Below are 24961 nucleotides of genomic sequence, written 5' to 3'. Positions count from 1 at the left end.
CTTTAGCCTTGAAGAGAGCTCAGAAACTCAGAGACCGACCAGCCCGGCCAATCCGCCGATGTCCGGGATCTGGTGGTAACCAAAGGCCGCGTTCGCCGGGTGTTCATGACCACGGGCCACGAAGGCTTTGTGCTTGATTTTCATGTCGTGGGCCGACATCAGGTCGTAGCGGAAGCTCGAAGACACGTGCAGGACGTCCTCCGGCCCGCAGCCGAGGTTATCGAGCATGTACTCGAAGGCGGCCAAGCGTGGCTTGTAGGCTTGGGCTTGTTGGGCGGTGAAGACTTTATGGAACGGCGCGCCGAGCTTGTCGACGTTGGACATGATCTGCTCGTCCATCGCGTTGGAGAAAATCACCAGGGGAATCTTGTCGGCGATTTTCGACAGGCCGGCCGGCACGTCGGCATGCGGGCCCCAGGTCGGTACGGCATCGTAGTAGAGCTGGCCTTCGCCTTTGTACTCGACACCCCAGCGTTTGCAGACCCGCGCCAGGGCCGTCTTGAGGATCTCATCGTAGGGCCGCCAGTCACCCATCACCTGGTCCAGGCGATACGCCGAGAAATCCTTGACGAACTGCTCCATTTGCTCGGCAGGGACCCGGTCGGCGAACAGCTCGCGCGTCAGGGTGCCCATCTGGAAATTGGTCAACGTGCCGTAGCAGTCAAAGGTAATGAACTTGGGGCGAAGGAAGCTCATGAGTGCAGTCCTGAGTGATGGTGGAGGTCATGAGGGGCAAGCGATTGCACCGTTCTGGTGGTGGAGGTGCGACGCTGCATCACGGATTTATTACAGCATCATGAGACCGCGCATATACCGTTAAAAGTATAGGTCGCTTGGCACAAACCACCGTTTTTCAGGGCCCGCTCAGCAGACTGTGCGGGATGCGCCATGCCTGGGCATCTGGGCCTTTTTCAAGGCATCCGGGGCCATTTATGGTGCGCGCAAAGCCTCTCGAACCGCGGCGTGCGGCAGAATCTGCGCCGGCACAACGAGAACGGGCGCATCCCCTGCGGGTGCGCCCGTTTGTCGTCTTGCCAGTGAGATTTGCGCGTCTCTAGAACTCCGCGACCTTGCCCCAGGACGAAGACTGGAAACGGTCTGGATGATAGGGTCGCGGGTCAACCAAGGGGGCCATGTCAGTGACCATATCGGCGATCAGATGACCCGCGCCCGGGCCGATGCCGAAACCGTGGCCACTGAACCCCGCCGCCAGCAGCAGGCCTGGGAGCTCCGCCATTTCCCCGATCCCTGGGACACCGTCAGGCGTGCTGTCGACATAACCGGCCCAGGCCCCGGTGATCGATGAGGCCTTCAGCATCGGCACCAGGTCGATCGCACGTTTGTACGTCAACTCAACCACTCGGGCATCTGCCTTGGGATCCAGGATCCGCATCCTCTCCATCGGGGTGGGCTGGTCCAGGCGCCAATGGCCCAGTCCTTCGTGCCCCGCCTGGAAACCCTGCAAGCCACCGGGCGCCAGCTTGCGCCAGCGGCGCTGGAACATCGGCAGGAACTGCGGGGCGAAACGCAGCAGTTGCGGCGTCGGGTCAACCCGCCCCCTGCCACTGATGGCCAGGGTGAAGCCGCCATCCGAGCGCCGGGTCATGGAAATGTCGGCGGTGTGCAGCGCATCCGGGATCTCCGGGGCGCCCTTGGACACCGCCATCACGGTCTGGCGAATGGTCGCCTGGGGAAAACGGATGCCGTACTGGCGACAGAAGGACGAGGCCCACGCACCGCCCGCGAGCACCGCAAGAGGGGTGCGAATGGTGCCTTTCTCAGTCACGACGGCGGACAACCGCCCTCCTTCGGTCTCGAGGCCACGCGCCGCGCACCCTTGATGCACCGTGCCGCCCAGCTTGATGATTGCCCGCGCCACCGCCGGTGCCGCGCGGGAGGGATCCGCGGTGCCGTCGGTCGGTGAAAACACCCCGCCTTTCCAGGGTTTGCCCGTCACTCGCCCGTGCTGAGCAGCCTGTTCCGCCGTCAACATATGGGTTTTGACATTCACGGTCCGGGCGAACTCACCCCATTGCGCCCAGCCGTCCAGCTCCTTCTCGCTGTCGCTCAAGTAGAGCAAGCCACAGCGCTTGAAGCCGGTGTCCTCGCCGGAGTCCGCCGCGAACTGTTCCCAAAGGTCCAGGCTCTTGGTCGACAGGGGCAGCTCACGGGCGTCTCGATTCTGCTGACGGCACCAGCCCCAGTTCCGACTCGATTGCTCGGCACCGATCCGGCCTTTTTCCACCAGGGCGACTTTCATCCCGCGCTTGGCCAGGTAATAGGCGGTAAAGGTCCCGATGATGCCGCCGCCAATCACGACCACATCAGCGTGCGTCGGCAGCTCGGAACTCGTCTCTACGGAAGTTAACGGTGCAGGCATTTGTCAGGATGTCCATTGAGGGCCGGGAAGTAAAAAGCACATCGTCTTCACGGCTTTATTACAACACCGGGAAACCGCGCATAAACGGTTAAAAGCATAGGCTCCCTGGTACAAACCACCGTTTTACGAGACCTGTTCAGCAGACTTTGCGGGGCGCCACGAACGCGGGCATCGGTGTGCTTGAAATCGACGAGTTGCTCGTTGGAAAACAAAATCCACTCGACAAAGGGCCGTCAAAGCCCCGATGGGTCATTTGAGAACAGCGAGGAAGCTTGCTCCCGCTGGGCCTGTAGGAGCTGCCGAGCGAAGCTGCGATCTTTCCAAGGGCACTCGGATCTCAAGCGAAAGATCAAAGATCAAAGATCAAAGATCAAAGATCAAAGATCAAAAGATCGCAGGCTTCGCCAGCTCCTACAGAGCCCATCGGGAGCAAGCTCCCTCGCCACGGGTCCATCATGGTTCTCAAGTGCGCAGCGTCACCTACCAAAGCGCCACGTCATAGGTCACGTAGATCCGGTTGCTGTCGCGCCCCCGGGAAAAATCGGAGCGATAGACATAGTTGCGCAGTTTCACGCCCAGGCCTTTGAACGTGCCTTGCTGCACGACATAGGCGATTTCGGCATCACGCTCCCACTCCTTCACGGTGCTGTCGGACTTGCCGTCGTTGCCGCTGAGGTAACGACTGGTCAATGTCAGGCCCGGCATGCCAAGGCGAGCGAAGTCGTAGCCGTAACCGAGCATCCAGGTCTTTTCGTCTTCCTCGATGAACTTGCCGATCCCGACGTTGCTGAAGGAATACACGGTGGCGCCGCTGATGTAGGGCAGCCCCGCTTCGCCGCTGAGTTTCTGGTAGCCCGCGCTGAACGTGTGGCCGGTCACGGCGTAGGACAACAGGCCACTGAGCATCTCGTTGTCGACTTTACCGCCGTAGGCCGAGCCGGAATCGGCGCTGTTGAAATAGCGCAGGTCGCTGGTGAGCACGCCGGGGCCCAGCGGCAAATCGTGTTGGATCCCGGCGAAGTGCTGCCGGTAGAAGTTCTCCAGTTCGCCATGGAAATAGCTCAAGCGCAGGTTCTTTGTCAGCTTGTAGTCGCCACCGGCATAGCTGAAATCGCCTGACTGGTCGCCACCATAACCGTCGGGCACGATCGGCATGCTGTCGCTGGAGTCCCGTAGCTTGAAACGCTCCAGGTGCCCGCCGGTCAGCGTGAGATTGTCGATGTCATTGCTACTGATCTGGGTCCCTTGGTAAGTCTGGGGCAACAACCGCGCATCGTTGTAGATCAGCACCGGAGTTTTTGGCAGCAAGGTGCCGTATTTGACCGTGGTCTTGGCCAGTCGGGCCTTGGCGGTCATGCCCGCGCTGGCAAATTCGTCGGCGGCACGGCCATCGTCGTGAACCGGTAGCAGACCAGTGCCGCTGCGGCCACGCCCGGAGTCGAGCTTGACCCCGAGCAGGCCCAATGCATCGACCCCGAAGCCGACAGTGCCCGGCGTAAAACCCGATTGGTAGTCGAGCAGGAAGCCCTGGGCCCATTCGGTGCGTTCGCTTTTGGCGGTCCTCGCCGCCCGTGGGCTCATGCCGTGCTCATCACGAAAATTCTCGTTGAAGTACACGTTGCGCAGTTGCAGCTTGAGCTTGCTGTCATCGATGAAACCTTCGGCGCTGGCCGTGGCGAGGGGCAACAGCCCAAGGATCGGAAACAAAGCCCCGCGGGTAAGCAAAGTGTTCATGTCTGGCTACTCATTGTTTTTATTGGGTGCAGGCCAGCCCGCACCCGCGTGCGGAGGGTGCGTCAGGCAACGTGATGTCGGGTGAATCAGGCGAACAGCGTCAGCGCCCCGGTCAGCAAGGCCAGCGCGGTAATCACCAAGGAGGTGAGCACGGCCCATTGGATGGTGGCTTTCTGGAAGTCACCGAGGTCGCGGTCGACCATGCCCACCAGCAACAAGGTCGAAGCCACCAGCGGGCTCATCAGGTGCACCGGTTGGCCGAGGATGGACGCCCGGGCGATTTCGACCGGATGGATCCCATAGGCGGCAGCGGCGTTTGCGAGGATCGGCACGACCCCGAAGTAGTAGGCATCGTTGGACAATACGAACGTCAGCGGCATGCTGGTGATTGCCACCACCAGGGGGAACAGATGGCCCCAGGAAGGCGGAATCCAGTCGACCAGGGTTTGCGCCAGGGCGTCGACCATTTTCGTCCCGGAAAATATCCCGGCGAAAATCCCCGCCGCGAATACCAGCAGCACGACGGTCATGGCGTTGCCCGAATGGGCGAGGATGCGCTCCTTCTGGATGTCCAGTTGGGGATAATTGATGACCAGCGCCAGCACGAAGCCGATCAGGAACAGGATTGCCGAGTGCATGATCCCCATCACCAGCGCGACCATCACCGCGACCACCAGCAGCAGGTTGACGTAGGCCAGTTTCGGACGCTTGTGCGGGGTGTCTTCGAGGATCGCCTTGATATAGCAATCACGGCCACCGCTTTGCAGTTGGATATTGCCGATGCGCTTGCGCTCGGCACGGCCCAGCAGGAACGCCGTGAACACCACCCACATCGCGCCCCCGATCATGGTCGGCAGCAACGGCACGAAGTACTCGCCGGCATCCAGGCCCAGTGCCGCGATGGCGCGGGTCGCCGGGCCACCCCAAGGCGTCATGCCGCTCATGATGCTCAGCGACAACATCGCCACGGTCGCCAGGATCATCGGGTTCATGCCGATGCGCTTGTACAAAGGCAACATCGCCGCGCAGGTGATCATGTAGGTGGTCGTGCCGTCACCGTCCAGTGCCACCAGCAGCGACAACAGGGCCGTGCCCACGGCGATTTTCATCGGATCGCCATTGACCCGCTTGAGGATCTTGCGGATCAGCGGGTCGAACAGGCCGGCGTCGATCATCAGGCCGAAAAACAGGATCGCGAACAGCAGCAACGCGGCCGATGGTGCGACCATCTTCAGGCCGTCCAGCATCATCTTGCCGGTGGTGCCGCCAAAACCACCCATCACCGCGAAGATGATCGGCACGATCGTCAGAGCAACGATCGGCGACAGCCGTTTGGTCATTATCAGGAAGGTGAAGACCACCACCATGGCCAAGCCAAGTAAAGCGAGCATATGTCAGATCTCTTGTTGTTATTGAGTAGCTGATGCAATGACAAGGACTGCCTGGGTTATCCGGCCAGGCGCTGGGAAACCGTGGCGTAGACGAAACCTGAAAAGAGCCTGCGAGCGGTACGGACCACCGAGGCGCGGATGGTCTCACCCTTTTCGCCGGTGTAGGACAACACCACATCGATACCACCGCTGGGGTGCTCGATGCGCACCCGCTGCAAACGCGGCTCTCTGGCGCCACCGATGAGATTGGCCGCGACGCTGCCGTCGGTCACGCAGGCGGTCGCCAAGCCGATGGAGCCGGTGATCGCCAAGGCGCGATGACAATTGTGCGGCATGAAGTAGCGCACCTGGATCGTCCCGCCGCACTTTGGCGCCGACACCAGCACCGGCTTGGGAATCACCTTGTCGCTGACATCGCCCAGGCCCATGGCGAGCCCGGCTTTGAGTCGCAGGGATTCCAGGCGCTGCAAAAACGCCTTGTCCGCGTCCAGCTCTGCGGGGTTTTCGTCACCGCGCTTGCCCAACTGGCTCGCCTCGACGATCAGCATCGGCATGGCCATGTCGATACAGGTCACCGGGGTGCCGTCGATCAGGTCCAGGGATTGCCCGGTGGGAAAGAGCTTGCCCGTCTTGCTGCCCGCCGCATCAAGGAAGGTCAGTTGCACCGGAGCAGCCGTGCCCGGCACGCCGTCGATGGCGGTGTCGCCTTCGTAGCTGACCTTGCCTTCCGGCGTCTGGACCTCGGCATTGACGAACGTTCCGGTATTGAGGTTGCGGATCCGCACACGGGTCAGGTCGCCCGTTGCCTTGACCAAGCCTTGCTCGATGGCAAACGGGCCGACGGCGCACAGCATGTTGCCGCAATTGGGTGCGGTATCGACCCGACGCTGGGAAACCATGACCTGGACGAACAGGTAGTCAACGTCGGCATCGGCGTGCAGCGACGGGCTGACAATCGCCACTTTGCTGGTCTGTGGGCTGCCGCCGCCGATGCCGTCGATTTCCAGCTCATGGCCCGAGCCCATCAGATTCAGCAGCAACTCGTCACGTTCAGGGATCGCTGTCGGCAAATCCCACGCAAGAAACACCGGACCTTTGGAAGTGCCGCCGCGCATGAGTACACAAGGAATTCGTTGCATGAACAGTAACTCTTGTTGATCAATCTGGATAATTGATGTTCTGGACACAAGAGTGGCAGGGTTTAAAAAGTGATTCCAATGCAAATATCGGAGCTATTATTGCGTTTCACAAAAGAATTATCTTAGGATCCGACGCCAGTCAATCCCCCCATCCCACCGAGAGAAAACATGGAATACGAGCTCCAGGACATCCGATCTTTCGTGAAAATCGCTGAACTTGGCAGCTTCCACGAGGCGGCCGATGCGCTGCACCTGTCGCAACCCGCCTTGAGCCGACGGATGAAAAAACTCGAAGAGGGATTAGGCACCGCCCTGCTCGACCGCACGACACGAAAGGTCAGCCTCACCAGCGTCGGGCGTGATTTCCTGCCCAAGGCGCGGCGCCTGCTGGACGACTTCGACGATTCGATCCTCAACATCCGCGAACTGGCGGAGCGGCAGATCGGCCGCGTGACCTTGGCCTGCATCCCCACGGCGGCGTTCTACTTCTTGCCTTCGGTGATCCGGCTCTATAACGAGCGCTATCCGAAGATCCGCATCCGTCTGCTGGATCTCAGCGCCAACGAAGGATTGGAAGCCGTGCTACGCGGCGAAGCCGATTTCGGTATCAACATGATGAGCGGCCAACACCCGGACATCGAGTTCGTGCCCCTGGTCAACGAACCCTTTGTGCTGGCTTGCCGCCGGGACCATGAACTCGCAGCGCGCAGTGCCGTGACCTGGTCGGAACTCAGCGATTATCGGTTGATCGGGGTTGGACGCCTGAGCGGCAACCGCATGCTGCTCGACCACGCCCTGTCCGGCCTGAGCTGGCGCCCGCAGTGGTTCTACGAAGTGCAGCACCTGTCCACCTCGCTGGGGTTGGTCGAGGCTGGCCTCGGCGTGTCGGCGATGCCCAGCCTGGCAATGCCCGCCGGGGACCATCCCACGTTGGTCAGCGTGCCGCTGATCGAGCCGGTGGTGAACCGATCGCTTGGCCTGGTCTATCGACGGGGTGCATCGCTGTCTCCCGCGGCGGAGAAGTTTGTTTCGATTCTGTTGGAGCAGTGGCCGCAGTAGGGGCGGCAAGAACAGGACGTACAACGATGGCAACGCCTGCAATTGGGATAGCTGAGCGCTGTTCAGGAACAGTTCAGCCATACCATCACGCTATAGTGAACCGCCCTTTCCCCGGATGCGCATCCCGGATGCCGGATCGCGTCGCTCGATCGAATGTATGAACCTACCAGTCAGGAGACCCCATGAAGCTCAGCCACCTGTTTTATGCATGCGCGTTATCAGCCACCCTGGCGATTGGCAGTGAGGCATCGGCGCAAACCCTGCCTCCCACGGCTGTGGTCCGTATCGCGCAGCTGGAAATCGATCCGACTCAACTGGAGCGCTATACCGAGATCGTCAAGGAGGAGATGGAGATCTCCGCACGGGTGGAGCCTGGCGTGCTCGCTATTTACTCGGTGGCGGATAAAGACCATCCGCATCAACTCCATTTCTTCGAAATCTATGCAGATGAGCAGGCTTACCAGTCCCACATCATGTCTGCTCATTTCAAGCGTTACGTCGAGCAAACGCAATCGATGATCCGCTCGCGTCGGCTGATCGAGACGATGCCGGTCCAACTGAGTTCGAAATAAAACCGTCGGGGCAGCTTTGCTGCGCAGCAAAATCGCCGGGCCCGGACGAACGCCCAGGCCCAGCCAACACTCAATAATCCCAGGACCCCGCCACCCAGCGAAACGCATCACCGTTGACCGCCACCCGGCCCACGGAAGGAAACGAAAGGTGAGTGGCCACGAACAGCTCGCCGCTCGCCGCGGCTTCCTGCATCAGCCGTACGCGAACACGCACTGCCTCTTCGGGGTCATGCTCAAAGCCGTTCTGCCAATCGGGATGGTCGAAGGCCACCGGGAACAAGGCGTCGCCAGCAAACGTGAGCTTTTCGCGGCCAGACGTCACGTGCACGACACTGTGCCCCGGCGTATGCCCGCCCGTGCGCTTGACCACCACGCCCGGTGCCACCTCATATTCCTGCTCGAAGGTGTGCAGTTTGTCGTGGTACGCCTCCATGAATTGCTGGGCGGTCGTATGCAACACTTCCGGTATCGGCGAAGGCATGACGGTGCGCGAGAAATCGGGGTTCGCCCAGAACTCGACTTCGGTCGCACACACATGAATCTTCACATCGGGCCGCAAGCTGTTCTTCACCTCATCGACCAGCAGCCCGCCTATGTGATCCATGTGCATGTGGGTGATCACCACATCGGTGATGGAGGAAAGCTCGATACCGGCCGCCTCCAGCCGCTTGGGAAACAGTCCGGCGCGCGGGAAGCCGGGAAACTGCCCGCCCAGTCCGGCATCGACCAGCAGGGTCTGCTCGCCGCTGCGCACCACCAGCACGTTCAGCGCCCAATCGAACGCGTCGGGGCCCAGGTACATATCCTTGAACCAGGCGGCGCGGGCGGCAGGGTCGACGTTGGTGGACATGGTCGAGGTCGGCAGCGGCAGCACGCCGTCGCTGACCACCAGCACATCGATGTCGCCAACCTTGAGTGCATAGCGCGACGGAACCAGTTCCTCGGTCGCGGATGTTCCCTGGACTGCGTTTTTTTGCGCGGTGTCTTGCTGATGCATCGTCATGATCGCTCTCCTGTCTTGGATGGGGCGAATCCGTTTTTCCATTGCTGGAACAACGGATCACCTGGAGAACGAGTGTGCAGTGGGGGCGGTGCGCTCGATACCATACGAGGGTATGCCGCGCCCACATCTTGGCATGATCGTGTCAGACAAACGGCTGGTGATTTGCAAGATTGGGCAATCATCGGACCGGATCGTGCAAGCTATCGCCCCCAAGGCTTCCTATAGTAATCGGTGCCCAACCATCTGGAGCTGGTCCGACTATGAGCGCCCTCAATATCAATGGCCGTGAGCACACGGTCGACGTAGACCCTGGCACCCCGATCCTGTGGGCCCTGCGCGACACGCTGGGCATGACCGGCACCAAGTTCGGCTGCGGGGCGGCCTTGTGTGGCGCCTGCACCGTTCACCTGGATGGCCAGGCCATCCGGTCCTGCGTGACGCCGGTCGCGGCGGCGGTTGGCAAGAAGATCACCACCATTGAAGCAGCCACCGATGGCAGCGACCCGATCGGCAGCGCCGTACACGAAGCCTGGGTCAAGCACGACGTGGCGCAGTGCGGTTACTGCCAGAGCGGCCAGATCATGAGCGCCACCGCGTTCCTCAAGGCCCAGCCCAAGGGCAAGCAACCGACACCGGCCGAGATCGACTCGGCCATGGCCGGCAATATCTGCCGCTGCGGCACCTATGCCCGAATCCGCGCCGCGGTGGCCGATGCCGCCAAAGCCCTCGCCTGACAGGGAGTTCGCCATGCTCAACGAGATTTTTCCAACCGAACTTCCGCGCGCCTTGCAGCACCTGCTCGAGCGCGATGATGCGGACGGTCCCGCGACCCTGCCTCGCCGCAGCTTCCTCAAGATCGTCGGCATCGGCGGCCTGGCCTTGGGTGCGTTTGCGCATATGGCCCTGGGGCAACAGGCCAATGGCGCTGGCGAAGGACCACTCAAGCCGACCCAGCAACCTTCGGCCTTCGTGCAGATTGCGCCCAACGGCGAAGTGACGGTGACGATCAATCGCCTGGAGTTCGGCCAAGGTGTGCAGACCGGCCTGCCGATGATCCTCGCCGAAGAACTCGACGCCGACTGGAGCCTGGTGCGCACGCGCAACGGCAGTAACGACGCGGCCTACATGGACCCGGCCTTTGGCATCCACCTCACCGGCGGTTCCAATTCGATCAAGAACAGCTACACCCAATACCGCGAACTGGGCGCCCGCGCCCGGTCGATGCTGCTAGCCGCCGCGGCGGCGCGCTGGAACGTCGACGCCGCCAGCCTGACCACGCAAAACGGCACCGTGTTGGGCCCAGGCGGCCGCAAGGCGACCTATGGCGAGCTCGCCGAAGCCGCCATGGCGATGCCCGTGCCCGAGAACGTCACGCTCAAGGATCCCAAGGATTTTCGCATCATCGGCCAGGCCACCACCCGCCTCGACGCCAAGGCCAAGAGCAGCGGCCAGCAGGATTTCGGCATCGACGTGCACTTGCCGGGGCAACTCACCGCAGTGGTCGCCCGGCCACCGGTGTTCGGCGCTCGCATCGCCTCCCTGGACGACAGCGCCGCACGCGCCACCAGCGGCGTAAAAGCCGTGCTGCGCGTGCCGCTTGATGGCGGTGCCGAAGGCGTTGCAGTGATCGCCGACGGTTACTGGCAGGCGAAGCTGGGCCGTGACGCGCTGAAAGTCGAATGGGACGTGACCAAGGTCGAAAAAGTCGACACGGAAAAACAACTGGCCCAGTACCGCGAACTGGCTGGCCAATCCGGCCCCCTCCACTTCGATGCCGACATGAAGCCCCTGGCGTCGGCGCCGCACCAGTTGGAGGCCGAGTTCGTATTTCCTTATCTGGCCCACGCGCCGATGGAACCGCTGAACTGCACCGTCCAGCTGTCCGAGGGCCGCGCGCGGTTGTGGGTGGGCACGCAGTTCCCCGGTGGCGATGGCGCGGCGGCGGCCAAGGTGTTGAACCTCAAGCCCGAGCAAGTCCAGGTGAATGTGCAGACGGCGGGCGGCGGTTTTGGCCGACGCGGTGTGCCCACCAATGATTTTGTCGTGCAGGCCTGCGAAGTCGCCAAGGCCGCCCGCGCCGCTGGGCTCGATGCGCCGATTCGGACCCTGTGGAGCCGGGAAGACGACATCAAGGGCGGCTATTACCGGCCCATGCACCTGCACCGCGCGCGCATCGGCTTCGACGACAGCGGCAAGGTGTTGGCCTGGGAGCACGCCCTGGTCGGCCAATCCATCCTCACCGGCACCCTCTTCGCCGGGCAAATGAAAAACGGCATCGACCCCACCGCCACGGAGGGCATGCGCGATCCGTATCCATTGCCGATGCGATTGACCGTGCATCATCCCAAGCTCAACGTGCCCGTGCTCTGGTGGCGCAGCGTCGGCTCGACCCATACCGCTTTCGTGATGGAAACCCTGATCGACGAAATCGCCCGCACGACGAAGCAGGATCCAGTGGCATACCGGATGAAGCTGTTTGGCGAGCAGAGCCCGCGCCATCGCGACGCGCTGCAACTGGCGGTGGACAAGAGCGGCTACGGCAAGCGCCAGCTATCGGCCGGCCAAGCCTGGGGCGTGGCGGTACATGAGTCATTCAGCTCGGTGGTGGCCTACGTGGTCGAGGCGTCGGTGCAGGATGGCCGTCCGGTGCTCCACAACGTCACGGCAGGCGTGCATTGCAATCTGGTGGTCAACCCGCGCAGCGTCGAAGCCCAGGTACAGGGCGCCGCGCTGATGGGGTTGTCGATGTGCCTGCCTGGTGGCGCGGTGACGTTGAAGGACGGCGTCGTGCAGCAAAGCAACTTTGCCGACTTCAGCGTACCGCGCATCACCGACATGCCGCAGATCGCCGTGCACATCGTCCCCAGCGCCGAGCCGCCGACCGGCATGGGCGAACCCGGCCTCCCCGCCTTGGCGCCGGCGTTTGCCAATGCCATTGCCAGCCTGACGGGCAAGCCGCTGCGGCAGTTGCCGTTCAGCCTGGCTTGACGGTCCGGGGCACTCGATACGATCGTGCAATATCCTCCCACCATCCCCCATGTTGTGATTTGCCTGGCCTGACACTGTCAGGCCAGGCACTGGAGCAACGCTGCCAGACGCCCGACAATTCCATCCCGCTCCCAGAAGGGAGTCGTTGAATACGAGGCTAGAAAAATGCTTCTACACCTGTCGACCTGGTCTGAAATCGAGCAGTTTCTCAACCGCAGCCGCACCATCGTCGTTCCCATCGGCTCGAATGAGCAACATGGCCCGATCGGCCTGCTGGGCACTGACTGGATGTGCCCGCAAATCATTGCCAACCAGGCACAGCAATCGGCCGATATCCTGGTGGCGCCGACCTTCAATATTGGCATGGCGCAACATCACCTTGGCTTTGCCGGAACCATTACGCTTCGGCCATCGACCTTCATCGCCGCCGTGGGCGACTGGGTACGCTCGTTGGCCGCCCATGGCTTCGAGAAGATTTTTTTCCTCAACGGCCACGGCGGCAACATTGCCTCGATTGAAGCCGCGTTTTCGGAGCTTTACGCCGAGGCCAGTTTCGCTCGGCGCCCGGCTGGGTTTGCCTTGAAGCTGTGCAACTGGTGGGATCTGGAAGGCGTGGGTGCGCTGGCGAACCGGCAGTTCCCGACTGGCCATGGTGTCCACGCCACGCCTTCGGAGATAGCGATCACCCAATGGGCTTACCCGGAATCAATCAAGTCGGCACACTACAGCCCCCCAATCGCCCCCTCGGGTCCGATTCGCGAAGCTCACGATTTTCGCCTGCGCTTCCCCGACGGGCGCATGGGTTCCGATCCTGCCCAGGCAACCCCGGAAAAAGGTCGGGAATTGGTCATGCTGGCCGCCCAGGGCCTGGTGCGCGAGCTGGAGGCGTTCAGTCGGGAACCTGCGCCAGGTGGCGCCCCGACTCACAACAACTAACACCGGATAACGGGTGTTCGGCCTCCCCAGGCATCACTCTTGAGTCTCGCAACCGAACCTGGTCCATGGCCGATGAATCGGTTGAATCGATGACTCAAGAGGGATCCGAGCATGACCGAAGGTTATCGCGGTAATTGTCTATGCAGCGCTGACCACCTTGGGAACAGCCAGTTGTGCCAATTGATGGCCGAAGTGGTCAAGCAGGGCAAACCTGCATCCGAGCCGTTGCTGATGACGGTGAAGCCATTGCTCATGGCCTTTTATGAAGGACAAGTGCAAGCCGGGCGCCTAGGGCGCGACGAAGTGGATGACCTGGCCAGGCAGGCATTCAATTCACTTTATCAACGACGCCACCGCTACGACCCGAATGTTCCGTTCCGGGCCTGGCTGATCGAAATCGCACGCAGCACGTTGCTCCGCCACCTGCGCAACCAAAAAGGCACCGGGGTTACCGACCCCATGCCGATGGCCTCGGTGATCAACCTCCACCCAGCGTTGAGCTCGATCTGAATGACGTCTCGCCGTGTCATTTTTCCGGAAAGTACGAATGATCAGCATCGAGAAAGTGCTCTATACCAGCCATACGCACACTACGGGCGGCCGCGAGGGTTCGGGCCGCAGCCATGATGGCCGGCTCGATCTCAAACTTTCAGCCCCCGGAGCCCCTGGAAACGGTACGAATCCGGAACAGCTGTTCGCCGTTTGCTGGTCGGCGTGCTTCCTTGGGGCATTGCGCCACGCTTGCAATGCTCGAAAAATCGCCTTTCCAGCGGCGGCCGCGGTCGATGCGCAAGTCGACCTGGTCCATGGCGAGCACGGTTTTTTCCTTCAGGTACGAATGGAAGTGTCGTTGCCCGACGTCGAGCCGGAGATAGCACGACAGCTGGTGGATGCTGCCCACCAGAACTGCCCTTACTCAAAGGCCACGCGCCAGAACATCAACGTCAGCTTCAGCATCGCTTGACGCCTGAAGGCTGAGCTGGAGTGGCCAGGGAGCCGTACATCCGTATGGCAAAAAGGGGGCGTTTACGCGTAGGATCCTTCCTACAGTCTCGAACGTTTCCCTCCCCCCAGAGAGCCATTCTTGTGGAGATCGCCCCAGACGATTTGCACGACGCCTTGACCCTGCAACTTGCCTTTGGTCCTTTCTGCGTCACGCCGCGCAAGCGTTTACTCACCAGGGATGGCGCCCCCGTGGCGATTGGTGGGCGCGCGCTGGATCTGCTCGTCGCGCTGCTCGAGCGCCCTGGACAAGTATTGTCCAAGCGTGAACTGATCAAACTGGTCTGGCCCGACATGATCGTCACCGAAGGCAGCCTGCGTTTTCATATGACAGGGCTGCGCAAACTCCTGGGCGATGGAGAACAAGGCGCGCGCTACATCACGACCCAGGTCGGCGTCGGTTACGCGTTCGTTGCGCCCATCGAGCGATTGACTCCTGCTCAGCCTGGACCCGCCGCCCCGGTAGAAGTGCTTCACTGCGACAGCAATCGTTTCAGCCGTACCGTTGGAAGCCTGCCACCTCGCGCGGCGCTGATTGGCCGCGACCACGATATCCAGGTGGTCCTGGGTCGCCTGGCGCATCCTATCCTCCTGACCCTTGTCGGACCCGGTGGCGTCGGCAAGACCAGCCTGGCGGTCGAGGTGGGTCACCGGCTGGCCGCCGAACGCGATCAAACCGTGCGTTTCGTTGACTTCGCGCAGGTCGAGGATGCAAGCCTGGTTGCGTCCACCCTCGCAGCCTCGCTGGGCATCCCGGTACAGGCCGAGGACCCGGTGTTTGTCTTGCTGGCTCACCTGCGGGCCAGCCAAATCGTGTTGGTCATCGATAACTGCGAGCACTTGATCGATGCCATATCGACGGTCGTCGAGCAGATCCGCGAGACAGCGCCACACGTCACGCTGCTGGCAACCAGCCGCGAACCCCTGCGCACCCTTGGCGAACAGGTGCACCGCCTCAGCCCGCTGGGCTTTCCGGCCGAGGTGCAGGCCTTGACTGCCGAAGAGCTGCTGTCGTTTCCGGCGGTCGCGCTGTTCGTGCAACGGGCGTTATCGGGCAATGCAGCCTTGCGACTGCAAGCCAATGACGCGCGGATGATTGCCGATATGTGTCGGCGCCTCGAGGGCATGGCCTTGCCTATCGAACTCGCCGCCATGCGCGTGGCCATTCACGGCGTGCCCGCTACCCATGCGTTGTTGGGCGAGCGCTTCTCACTCGGTTGGTCGGGACGACGGACCGCGCTGCCACGCCATCAGACGCTGCGAGCGATGCTCGACTGGAGCTACGCCCTGCTCTCGGTGCAAGAAGAACGGGTATTTGACCGTCTCGCGGTTTTCGTTGGCCCGTTTTCCCATGAAGCCGCTTCGCAGATCCTGGCTGACGACTACATAGACCCGGTCACTGCCGCAGCCACCCTGGACGACCTGGCTTCGAAAGGCTTGGTGACCGTCGACCACAGCGGGACGACGGCAAGTTATCGGCTGCTGGAGATGACCCGAGCCTATGCCCGGGAGAAACTGGCATTACGCCCGGACGCAGAGATCCACACGTTGCAATTCAGGCATGCCGTGTACTTCATGGACCTGCTCAGCCATCTCGGCACGGAGCCCAATGAAGTCTTTGAAAAATCGGCGCGACTCGCCAATCAGTTGGGCAATATCAGGACCGCCCTGGAATGGAGTTTCGGCCCCCAGGGCGATCCGGGCCTGGCGCTTCCGCTGGCGGCGGCAAGCGCACCGCTGTTCCAGCACTTTTGCCTGATGACCGAATGCCGGACTTGGTGCTCTCGTGCGACCGAACTGCTCCAACTGGGTTATTTCGGCACGCCCACCGAAATGGAGCTGCAAGCTGCGCTTGGGCTGGTGCTGATGTTCACGCAGGGCAACAGCGAGTCCGCGCATCAGGCGCTCCTCAGGGCCCTGGAGATCGCCGAGACCCTGGGCGACCATGGGGCCCGCCTGAGGTTGCTCGGCCGCCTGCAGATTTTCGCCGAACGCATAGGCGATTTCCCCTCATCCCTCGCCTGGGCCGAGCGAGCCGTCGAGGTTGGCGAGCTCATCGGCAAGCCCGAGGCTATCGCAGTGGCAGCGTCGTTGTCCGGTATATCCCACCACCTGCTGGGCAACCAGCCACTGGCGCGGCAGGAGTTGGAAAAATCTCTGCGCAACAGCCTGCCTTCCGAGCGCAGCAGCACGCTCCACTACGGTTTCGACCATCGTAACCGCACCGGGCTCGCGCTCGCGCGCACGCTCTGGCTACTGGGTTTCGCCGATCAGGCCAGGCACTGGGCCAGTCAGGTCGAGGACCAGGCCGCCGCGCTGGATCATCCCGTGACTTATTGCATCGCGTTGGTCTGGACACTTGGCATCTATATCTGGACCGGCGACCTGGACCGGGCCAGCGCCGGCCTTGAGACGTTCACCCGTATTGCCGAGGCCAACGCACTGGGCCCCTATGTGGCGGCCGCCATGGGGCTGCAAGGCGCCATCGCGATACGCTCCGGTCAGCCAGGCAACGCGGTTGCATTGCTGGAAGAAAGCCTGGCGCGCCTGCGAGGCATGCGTTACGAACTCTTGACCACGGCGTTCGAAATCGCCTTGGTCGAGGGCCTGATTGCAGGCCAACGGTACGAACAGGCGCGGGCCCAGGTCGAGGCCACCTTGCATCACTGTCGCCAAAGCGGTGACGCCTACGCAGTGCCGGAGTTACTGCGCCTCAAGGCCACCGTCCTGCGGCTGTTGTCACCGGAAAACATTCATGCGGCAGAAGACACGTTGCGCGAATCAATCGCGCTGAGCCAGCAACAAGGCGCCCTGTCATGGGAGCTCAGGGCTTCGATGGACCTGGCCAGCCTGTGGCTGGAACAGACCCGAGCGAGCGAGGCCAGGGCATTGCTGGCTACCTGCAATGAGCGAATAGCGGAAGGCTACGACACGCTGGACCTGCGCCAGTTGCGAGCACTGCAGCAACGCTTGATAGCGGAAACGTTCTAACCCCGATTTCACCTGGCCCCGGGCGCCAACCGGGCTGACATTTTCACCAGATCCGCCAGGGAGCGGGCCTTCATCTTGCGCATGACCTTGCCACGATGGGCCTTGACAGTGATTTCGCTGATGCCCAGGTCCGAGGCAATCACCTTGTTCATGCGCCCCGCCACGACCATCGCCAGGACCTCTTGCTCACGGGGCGTCAAGGTTGCATACGCCGCGTGCAACTCACGCAGCCCCCCTTCCCGATCGAGCCCCGCGCGACTGCAATCGAGGGCCTCGGCAATGGCCGTGAGCAGTACCTCATCGTCGAAGGGCTTGGTCAGGAATTCCACTGCACCGGCCTTCATCGCCCGCACCGAACGCGGCACATCGCCGTATCCGGTGATGAAGATAATCGGCATTAAAGGGCGATCGCGGGCGATGGTGCTCTGCAAGTCCAACCCGTTGAGGTCCGGCAGATTGATGTCGAGGACCAGGCAACTGGGCACGCAAGGCCAGGGCTCGGCCAGGAACGCCTGCGCCGAGTCGAACAGTTGCGGCTGCCACTGCGCTTGCTCGATCAGCAACTCCAGGGACTCACGGACAGAAATATCGTCATCCACGACAAACACGACGGGCCTGTTGCTCGTTGCAGCCTGTCCATGTTCAGGGGCAGATCCAGGGTTCGCGTTCAACGGGACACCTCTTCTTGGCGTATATCGGTCAATTGACCGGGAGCGCGGCGCTGAGCGCCTTGAGCAGGGCCGCTTCGCTGAAAGGCTTCTTCAGGCATTCCACCGCCCCCAGGGCCAGCAGGTTCGGACCCAGGACGGCGTCGCCCAAGGCCGTGATAAAAATAATGGGAATCTCGTACTGTCGCGCGAGGAGCTCTTTTTGCAGGTCCGGCCCGGACATGCCCGGCATGGCGATGTCGAGAATCAGGCAGCGGGTGTGAGTCACATGGCGGGAGTCAAGGAAGGACTGGGCGGACGAAAATGCCTCCACCGCAAAGCCAAACTCCTTGAGCAGGTCCGGCAAGGCTTCGCGTACCGACTCGTCGTCGTCGACCACCGATATGAGCAACGGATTATCCATTGAAAACCTCTCTGGCATGCTCGACATGGGCGCTGGGGCCTGGTTCGTCCAGGCGAGGTACCGCGAAACGAAAGACAGCGCCGGGCCCCGTGTTGCTCACGCTGGCCCAAAGTCGGCCACCGTGCTTCTCGATGATCGAATGACTGACCGACAAACCGATCCCCATGCCTGAACTCTTTGTCGTATAGAACGGGTTGAACAAGCGCTCCGCGTCCTGCGGATCGAAGCCGACGCCATTGTCCCTGACTTCCAGGTAAACCTGATCGTCCTGCTGCCCGGTACTGATCTGCAGTCGCCTTGGGCGGTCGGCCACGGTGCTCATCGCCTCTTTCGCGTTCAGGATCAGGTTAAGGATCACTTGCTGCAGTTGTACTCGGTCGCCTCTGACCTGCGGCAGCCCGTCGGCGAATTCGGGATGCAACGCCACCGCGCTTCGCTGCAGTTCACCCAGCAGCAAGGCCATGACCTCGCGCGCCGCTTCATTGAGGTCGACCTCCTCCAGCGCGATGCTGTTTTTCGAGAACAGCAGCCGTAGCCGATCGATCACATCGGCGGCGCGATTGCCGTCGCGAATGGTACGACGGGCCGTCTCCAAGGCCCCGTTGACGTTCGGCGGATCCGCACCCAGCATGCGCAGGCAGGTGCTGGCATTGGTGATGATACCGGCCAGTGGCTGGTTGACTTCGTGAGCAATCGAAGCCGTCAACGCCCCCAGGCTTGCGACCCGGGCCAGGTGCGCAAGCTCCGAACGGACCTGACCGAGGGCGGCCTCCGAGGCACGTCGCTGTGTCACGTCCTGCAGCGCCGCGATGTATTCAAGCCCGCCCTCGTCGTCCTTCATCGCGTGCGCGACCAGATGCACATGCTTGACCGTGCCATCAGGCAACTGCAAGCGGTGCTCATGCTCGAAATCCTGCGCTTTCTTTCGTTGACGCCGGATCATCTCCTTGTAGATCGAAAGATCGTCGGGATGGATGCGGCTATAGATGAAATCAAAGGTTGGCTTGATCGTCGGGTCCAGGTCCAGGATTCGGTAGATTTCCTCGGACCAGGCGATCTCATCAGAGCTCACCCGCCACGAAAACGTGCCCGTGGAGCTGAGCCGCTGGGCCCTGGCCAGGAAGGCTTCGCTCTGGCGCAACGCCGCTTCGCTGCGAGCCCGATCGATCGCGATGCTCGCAAGATGAGTCAATTGACCGAGCAGGTTGAGCTGCATCGCACCGGGTTCCTTGGGCTCGCGATACAGGAGCGATAACACACCGGTCACGTGCCCGCAGGCAGAGGTCACCGGTATCGACCAGTTAGCCCGCAAACCGCTGGCCAGGGCGTTCGTGCGCCAGTTCCCCCAGCGCGTCTCCCGGATCAGGTCGGCACAAATGACCCGCGCGTTGTGAACCGCAACCCATGCGTCAGGCGATCGGTCGGCATCCTGGGGGTAACCCTCGAGGCCTTCCGCCAAGCCCTTCGGCACGTTCGGCGCGGCGTCCGGCAATAGGGCGGGCTTGGCTGCAGGCGTCGGCTGCCTGTACTTCAGTTCGGCGATCTGCACGACCTTGCACACTGCGTCATCGAAACAGGACTGCGCCAATTCGCACAGGGCTTCCAGTGTCAGCTTGAGCGGCGAACCGCCCGCGATCATGCCGAGCACGCGCTTTTCACCGGCCAGCAGGATTTCGGCGCGCTTGCGGTCTTCGATATCGGTGTTTTCCCCGTACCATCGAACCACACGGCCTGATTCATCACGCTCCGGCACCGTACGGATCAGGAACCAGCGGAACGCGCCGTCGAAACGTCGCAGCCGTGCCTCGAACTCGCCCGGCTCACCACAGGCCAATGCTTGCCAATAACCCGCCAGCGCGCTGCCATCATCCGGATGGATGGCCGCCATCCAGCCACTGCCACAGGCCGCTTCCAGGGCGATACCGGTGTAATCGCACCAACGCTGGTTGACGAAGGTGACATTGCCATCTGGCGCGGCGCTCCAGACAAAACCGGGCACTGCGTTGATGATGCTGCGCAATCGCCCTTCCGACGCACTGATCTCAGCCAGGGCGTTGGCAATCAAGGCCTTGTCGCGCTTCTGTTCGTCGATGTCCAGCGTGATGATCCACCAGCGAACGATGCGTCCCTGGCCATCGCGCATCGGCATGCCGTTGGCGACAAACCAGTGATAGGCACCGTCCGCACGACGAATACGCAGTTCCTGGCGGTAGGGTTCGCCCGTGGCCACCGCCCGTGCCCAGCTGTCGATGACCCCCGGACGGTCGTCGATATGGACGATGTCACTCGCCGCCCAGCCCCTCAGCGCCTCCAGCGTGGTGCCCATGTATTCGAGGTTGTGGACGTTGACGCACTCCAGCTCGCCGGTGGGCGTCATCAGCGAAACCAGCGCCGGGACGCTGTCGATCAGCGCCCGCAGGCCCGAGTCGACTGGGCTGTCGGACCGGGTGATCGCACTGATGTCTTCGATGTCGGCCCACAACCCACACCACTTGCCCTCGGCCAAGGAGCCAGGCAATGGATTGGCGCGAATGACAAATCGGCGATACACGCCGTCGGCGCGCCGCAGCCGTGCGTGCATGGCCAGTGGTTGGCCGCCGCGCAGGGTCGCTTGCCAGCGCTGGATCAGTTGAGGGCCGTCGTCCGGGTGCACGGACGAAAGCCAGCCATCACCCTTGGCTTCGTCGCGGCTGCGGCCGGTGAAGCTGCACCAGTATTCATTCACATAGTCAACACCGCCATCGGCAAGGGCGGTCCAGGCCAACCCCGGCAGACCCTCTATCACGCGGTCGAATGCGTTGTCCATACCGGCCTTGTCCTGCGGTTCCGTGGTGTGAGGATGCCCCGTAGGGACTGACCCGCCTATCATACTTAGGTGTCGCTCGAAGCAATCAGTGTAGCGGGACGCTGGCCAGCATGACGCCCCTCCCTGCGCCCCAACACTGACACCTACGTATAATGGAGGTGGCGCAGTGCTTTTTGATGAGATGGTTTTTCCCAATCTCATTCCAAGAGCGTCCCATGGCAACTTCAACCTCCCCCCAGAACGTCCTGTACACCGCGAACGTCCACACCACCGGCGGTCGAAATGGTCACTCGCGCAGTGATGACGGGCGACTGGACATCGCGCTATCAAGCCCCGGCACCGCCGGCGCCGGCACCAATCCGGAACAGCTGTTCGCCGCGGGGTGGTCCGCCTGCTTCGAAGGTGCGATGCAGCTCGCGGCGCGGCGGCTGAAAATCAACCTGCCAGACACTGTCGCCGTCGACGCACAGGTCGATCTCTGCCTGGAAGACGGCAATTATTTTCTCCAGGCGCGCTTGAACGTCAGTGTGCCGGGGGTCGATCGGGAATCCGCCCAGGCGGTGGTCGACGCTGCGCACCAGACCTGCCCTTATTCGAAACTGTCGCGCAACAACATCCACGTCGAAATCACCCTGGCCTGAACCGTCTCCAGAACATCCGTGCCGGACGGCTGTGTAAAGCGCTTGATACGCGCTGGCCGGCAAACCAAGGAACCCGACCATGAAAAAACTGACAACAGCCGCCGGTGCACCGGTGGTCGACAACAACAATTCACAGACAGCCGGCCCGAGGGGGCCAATGCTCCTGCAGGACGTATGGCTGCTGGAAAAACTCGCGCATTTCGACCGCGAAGTCATTCCCGAACGCCGCATGCATGCCAAAGGCTCGGGCGCCTTCGGCACCTTCACCGTTACCCACGACATCACCCGCTATTGCAAGGCCAGCCTGTTCTCCAGCGTCGGCAAGACCACCGACGTGTTCGTCCGGTTCTCCACCGTAGCCGGTGAACGCGGTGCGGCCGACGCCGAGCGCGACATCCGTGGCTTCGCCATCAAATTCTACACCGAGCAAGGCAACTGGGACCTCGTCGGCAACAACACGCCGGTGTTCTTCTTGCGTGACCCCCTTAAGTTTCCGGACCTCAACCACGCGGTCAAGCGAGACCCGCGCACCAATATGCGCAGCGCCAGGAACAACTGGGATTTCTGGACACTGCTGCCGGAAGCCTTGCACCAGGTCACGATTGTCATGAGTGACCGGGGCTTGCCCAAATCCTATCGGCACATGCATGGTTTCGGCAGTCACACCTTCAGTTTCATCAGTCCGGCCAACGAGCGCTATTGGGTCAAGTTCACCTGGAAAACCCAGCAGGGCATCGCCAACCTCACTGACGAACAGGCCGCCGTCCTGGTGGGCGATGACCGCGAAAGCGCCCAGAGGGATCTCTATACCAGCATCGAACAAGGGCAGTTTCCGCGTTGGACGCTCTATGTCCAGATCATGCCGGAAGCCGACGCAGGGGAATATCCGATCAACCCGTTCGACCTGACCAAAGTCTGGCCCCATGGTGATTACCCGCTGATGGAAGTGGGCACGCTGGAACTCAACCGCAACCCCGACAACTACTTCGCCGATGTCGAGCAAGCCGCCTTCAACCCTGCCAATGTCGTACCAGGCATCAGCTTCTCGCCCGATAAAATGCTCCAGGCGCGGCTGTTTTCCTATGGCGATGCGCAGCGCTATCGAGTGGGCGTCAATCACCACCAGATCCCGGTGAATGCACCACGCTGCCCGGTCAACAGTTATCACCGCGACGGCGCCATGCGGACCGACGCCAACGCGGCGAGCACCATTGGCTATGAACCCAACAGCCACGGCCAATGGGTTGAACAACCGGATTTTCGCGAGCCGCCACTGGCCCTGCACGGCAGCGCCGGGCACTGGAACCATCGGGAGGATAACGACTATTTTTCCCAGCCCAGGCAGCTTTTCCGGCTGATGGATCCCGAACAAAGACAAGCGTTGTTCGACAACACGGCGCGCTCGATCCAAGGCGCGTCGGCCGAGTCCAAGCAGCGTCACATCCAGCACTGCACGCAGGCTGATCCGCTATACGGCATGGGCGTCGCCCTGGCGATTGAACGACTGGGCTGACACCCCCTCCACCACGGCGGGCCTCTCGCAACCGATGGAGGCCCGCTCCTTCAGGCCAGGTAACCGCCATCCACCGTGAGGCTTGCCCCAGTGACAAAGGATGCGTCGTCACTGGCGAGGTACGCGGCCATGCTGGCGATTTCATCGGCGGACCCCAGGCGTCCCAGCGGGACCAGGCCGATGACATGTTCAAGATAGGGCGCGTCGCTCGGGTTCATGTCAGTGGCGGTAGGACCGGGCTGGATGTTGTTGACGGTGATACCCCGTGGCGCGAAGTCCAGGGCCAGCCCTCGGACCAGACCGATGAGCGCGGACTTGGTCATGGAATAGGCGCTCGACCCGGCAAAGCCGCTGCGTTCGCCGGCCACGCTGCCGACGGTGATGATCCGGTCGCCACGGCTCATGACCTTGGAACAAGCTTGTGCCGCTATGTAGGCGGCGCGCACGTTGACGGCGTACATATCGTCCAGAGCCTGGACGCTGAACTCGTCGACGGAGCCCAGGCCCAGGATCCCGGCGTTGTTGACCAGGATATTCAAGGCGCCGAACTGCGCTACGGTGGTTTCCACGGCGCGCTGGATGTCCTGGGCGACTTTGCTGTCCGCCTTGATGGCCAGTGCCCTGCCCCCCTCGTCCTCAATGCTGGAAACAAGCGCCCTGGATTGGCCATCGGAGCTCGAATAGGTGAAGGCCACCGCGGCGCCCTCCCTGGCGAACCGGCGCACGACTGCGGCACCGATGCCCCGTGAGCCGCCCGTGACCAGGGCGGTCCTGCCGGTAAAACGTTGCGATGTGATGATCATGTCCCGACCTTTCAATCAATGGGTATTGCCGGCGACCGGAAATCGATCAAGGCCAGGCCGAAGCCTGCCTTGATCGCTTGCGTCGCTACGGTTTGGCGTTACTTGGCGATAGCGGCCTCTTCGATCAGCCGCGCCACGGGTTCAGGGTGGGACACCATCACCACGTGGGAGGCGCCCTTCACCACTTCCACGTCCTTGGACTCGGCGCGCTTGGCCATGAACGCCATGGCCTGTGGCGGGATGTTCTTGTCCTCGTCACCATAGATGTACCAGGACGGAATGTGCTTCCAGGCTGGCGCTCCGGCTTGCTCGTTCAACGCCGCCTCGGTGACCGGGCGCTGGGTGGCCGCCATCAGGGTCGCCTGGTCGGCTGGAACGTCAGCGGCGAATTGCTCATGGAACTTGTCCTGCTGGATGTACAAGTCCTTGCCGCCGTCCGGCAAGATGACCGGGGCAGCCAGGGTCGGCCCGAGGGTGCTTCCAGGGAATTTCCCGGCCAGGCCCGCGACGGTTTCGCCGGCTTCGGGCGCGAACGCACTGACGTAGACCAGCGCCTTGACGTTGGCGTGATCGTTGGCCGCCTCAGTGATGACGTTGCCGCCGTAGGAATGCCCCGCCAGCACCACTGGCCCCTGGATGCTGGACAGCAATGCCGAGACTGAAGCACCGTCGCCTTTGACGCTGCGCAACGGGTTGGCCGCGGCAATCACCGTATAACCGTCTTTCTCCAGAATCTTCGCCACGCCATTCCAGCTCGAAGCATCGGCAAAGGCACCGTGCACTAGCACAACGGTCGGCTTGGTGGTCTGCGCGAATGCGCTGGCGCCGACCAACAGGCCGGCGCAGGTCAATGCGGCAATGATCTTCTTCATTGGAAACTCCTTGGACAATGGACGTCAGGACGGGTTATGGAGCGAATCGGGTAAAGACGA

21 protein-coding genes are annotated in these 24961 nt (G+C 62.1%); 10 read left to right on the top strand and 11 right to left on the bottom strand.

The window, feature by feature from the left end; all coding sequences use genetic code 11:
- Nucleotides 1-27: 27 nt before the first annotated feature.
- The 5 genes from M8Q45_RS10315 to M8Q45_RS10295 form a co-directional block, all read right to left on the bottom strand.
- Nucleotides 28-696: a haloacid dehalogenase type II gene (locus tag M8Q45_RS10315; protein ID WP_249874634.1), complete on the bottom strand. Its 669-nt coding sequence runs from the start codon at nt 694-696 to the stop codon at nt 28-30.
- 358 nt (nt 697-1054) lie between these two features.
- A complete protein-coding gene (locus M8Q45_RS10310) occupies nt 1055-2380 on the bottom strand; it encodes an NAD(P)/FAD-dependent oxidoreductase (RefSeq protein WP_249874633.1) in 1326 nt (441 codons plus the stop codon).
- A 480-nt stretch (nt 2381-2860) separates the two neighbouring features.
- A complete protein-coding gene (locus M8Q45_RS10305; RefSeq protein ID WP_249874632.1) occupies nt 2861-4114 on the bottom strand; it encodes an OprD family porin in 1254 nt (417 codons plus the stop codon).
- 86 nt (nt 4115-4200) lie between these two features.
- Nucleotides 4201-5505, bottom strand: coding sequence for a CitMHS family transporter (locus tag M8Q45_RS10300; protein WP_249874631.1), 1305 nt, complete (start codon nt 5503-5505; stop codon nt 4201-4203).
- Nucleotides 5506-5561: 56 nt separating this feature from the next.
- Nucleotides 5562-6644, bottom strand: a complete 1083-nt coding sequence (locus tag M8Q45_RS10295; protein WP_249874630.1) for a 4-oxalomesaconate tautomerase — start codon at nt 6642-6644, stop codon at nt 5562-5564.
- Between the two features lie 168 nt (nt 6645-6812).
- Here M8Q45_RS10295 and M8Q45_RS10290 point away from each other — a divergent pair, with 168 nt between their 5' ends.
- Both M8Q45_RS10290 and M8Q45_RS10285 read left to right on the top strand, forming a co-directional pair.
- Nucleotides 6813-7703, top strand: coding sequence for a LysR family transcriptional regulator (locus M8Q45_RS10290; RefSeq protein ID WP_249874629.1), 891 nt, complete (start codon nt 6813-6815; stop codon nt 7701-7703).
- Between the two features lie 182 nt (nt 7704-7885).
- Nucleotides 7886-8275 (top strand): putative quinol monooxygenase, encoded by a 390-nt coding sequence (locus M8Q45_RS10285; RefSeq protein ID WP_030140627.1) that lies wholly within the window; start codon nt 7886-7888, stop codon nt 8273-8275.
- Nucleotides 8276-8345: 70 nt separating this feature from the next.
- Here M8Q45_RS10285 and M8Q45_RS10280 read toward each other — a convergent pair whose 3' ends face one another.
- Nucleotides 8346-9278, bottom strand: a complete 933-nt coding sequence (locus tag M8Q45_RS10280; protein ID WP_249874628.1) for an MBL fold metallo-hydrolase — start codon at nt 9276-9278, stop codon at nt 8346-8348.
- Nucleotides 9279-9538: 260 nt separating this feature from the next.
- Here M8Q45_RS10280 and M8Q45_RS10275 point away from each other — a divergent pair, with 260 nt between their 5' ends.
- The 6 genes from M8Q45_RS10275 to M8Q45_RS10250 all read left to right on the top strand — a co-directional run bounded on the left by M8Q45_RS10275 (nt 9539) and on the right by M8Q45_RS10250 (nt 17195).
- On the top strand, nt 9539-10012 hold the full coding sequence (locus M8Q45_RS10275) for a (2Fe-2S)-binding protein (protein WP_249874627.1): 474 nt from the start codon (nt 9539-9541) through the stop codon (nt 10010-10012).
- Between the two features lie 13 nt (nt 10013-10025).
- Entirely contained in the window at nt 10026-12266 is a 2241-nt protein-coding gene (locus tag M8Q45_RS10270) for a xanthine dehydrogenase family protein molybdopterin-binding subunit (RefSeq protein WP_249874626.1), read from the top strand.
- Nucleotides 12267-12431: 165 nt separating this feature from the next.
- Nucleotides 12432-13202, top strand: a complete 771-nt coding sequence (locus tag M8Q45_RS10265) for a creatininase family protein (protein ID WP_249874625.1) — start codon at nt 12432-12434, stop codon at nt 13200-13202.
- Between the two features lie 111 nt (nt 13203-13313).
- Nucleotides 13314-13712, top strand: coding sequence for a sigma factor (locus tag M8Q45_RS10260; RefSeq protein ID WP_249874624.1), 399 nt, complete (start codon nt 13314-13316; stop codon nt 13710-13712).
- Between the two features lie 37 nt (nt 13713-13749).
- Nucleotides 13750-14166 carry an Ohr family peroxiredoxin gene (locus tag M8Q45_RS10255; protein ID WP_249874623.1) on the top strand — a complete coding sequence of 139 codons (417 nt, stop codon included), beginning with the start codon at nt 13750-13752 and terminating at the stop codon, nt 14164-14166.
- Nucleotides 14167-14288: 122 nt separating this feature from the next.
- Nucleotides 14289-17195, top strand: a complete 2907-nt coding sequence (locus M8Q45_RS10250; protein ID WP_249874622.1) for an ATP-binding protein — start codon at nt 14289-14291, stop codon at nt 17193-17195.
- Between the two features lie 8 nt (nt 17196-17203).
- Here M8Q45_RS10250 and M8Q45_RS10245 read toward each other — a convergent pair whose 3' ends face one another.
- From M8Q45_RS10245 to M8Q45_RS10235, 3 genes are all read right to left on the bottom strand, one after another.
- A complete protein-coding gene (locus M8Q45_RS10245) occupies nt 17204-17794 on the bottom strand; it encodes a response regulator transcription factor (RefSeq protein ID WP_249874621.1) in 591 nt (196 codons plus the stop codon).
- Nucleotides 17795-17894: 100 nt separating this feature from the next.
- On the bottom strand, nt 17895-18266 hold the full coding sequence (locus M8Q45_RS10240; RefSeq protein WP_249874620.1) for a response regulator: 372 nt from the start codon (nt 18264-18266) through the stop codon (nt 17895-17897).
- A complete protein-coding gene (locus M8Q45_RS10235; RefSeq protein ID WP_249874619.1) occupies nt 18259-21072 on the bottom strand; it encodes a PAS domain-containing protein in 2814 nt (937 codons plus the stop codon). The genes M8Q45_RS10240 and M8Q45_RS10235 overlap by 8 nt, the downstream gene beginning before the upstream one ends.
- Before the next feature lie 215 nt (nt 21073-21287).
- Here M8Q45_RS10235 and M8Q45_RS10230 point away from each other — a divergent pair, with 215 nt between their 5' ends.
- The gene (locus M8Q45_RS10230; protein ID WP_249874618.1) at nt 21288-21713 is read left to right on the top strand and encodes an organic hydroperoxide resistance protein; all 426 of its coding nucleotides are present in this window, start codon (nt 21288-21290) and stop codon (nt 21711-21713) included.
- Between the two features lie 79 nt (nt 21714-21792).
- The gene (locus M8Q45_RS10225; protein ID WP_249874617.1) at nt 21793-23226 is read left to right on the top strand and encodes a catalase; all 1434 of its coding nucleotides are present in this window, start codon (nt 21793-21795) and stop codon (nt 23224-23226) included.
- A 50-nt stretch (nt 23227-23276) separates the two neighbouring features.
- Here the strand turns inward: M8Q45_RS10225 and M8Q45_RS10220 are convergent, their stop codons facing one another.
- Together M8Q45_RS10220 and M8Q45_RS10215 are read right to left on the bottom strand one after the other, a co-directional pair.
- Nucleotides 23277-24029 (bottom strand): 3-oxoacyl-ACP reductase family protein, encoded by a 753-nt coding sequence (locus tag M8Q45_RS10220; RefSeq protein WP_249874616.1) that lies wholly within the window; start codon nt 24027-24029, stop codon nt 23277-23279.
- Nucleotides 24030-24127: 98 nt separating this feature from the next.
- Nucleotides 24128-24901 (bottom strand): alpha/beta fold hydrolase, encoded by a 774-nt coding sequence (locus M8Q45_RS10215; RefSeq protein ID WP_249874615.1) that lies wholly within the window; start codon nt 24899-24901, stop codon nt 24128-24130.
- Between the last annotated feature and the right edge of the window lie 60 nt (nt 24902-24961).

Origin of the sequence: Pseudomonas sp. T1.Ur (assembly GCF_023516725.1) — a bacterium.
In the GTDB taxonomy this organism is placed as follows: domain Bacteria; phylum Pseudomonadota; class Gammaproteobacteria; order Pseudomonadales; family Pseudomonadaceae; genus Aquipseudomonas; species Aquipseudomonas alvandae.
The sequence above is the reverse complement of the archived record's forward strand: the minus strand, read 5'-3'. Positions and strand labels throughout refer to the sequence as shown.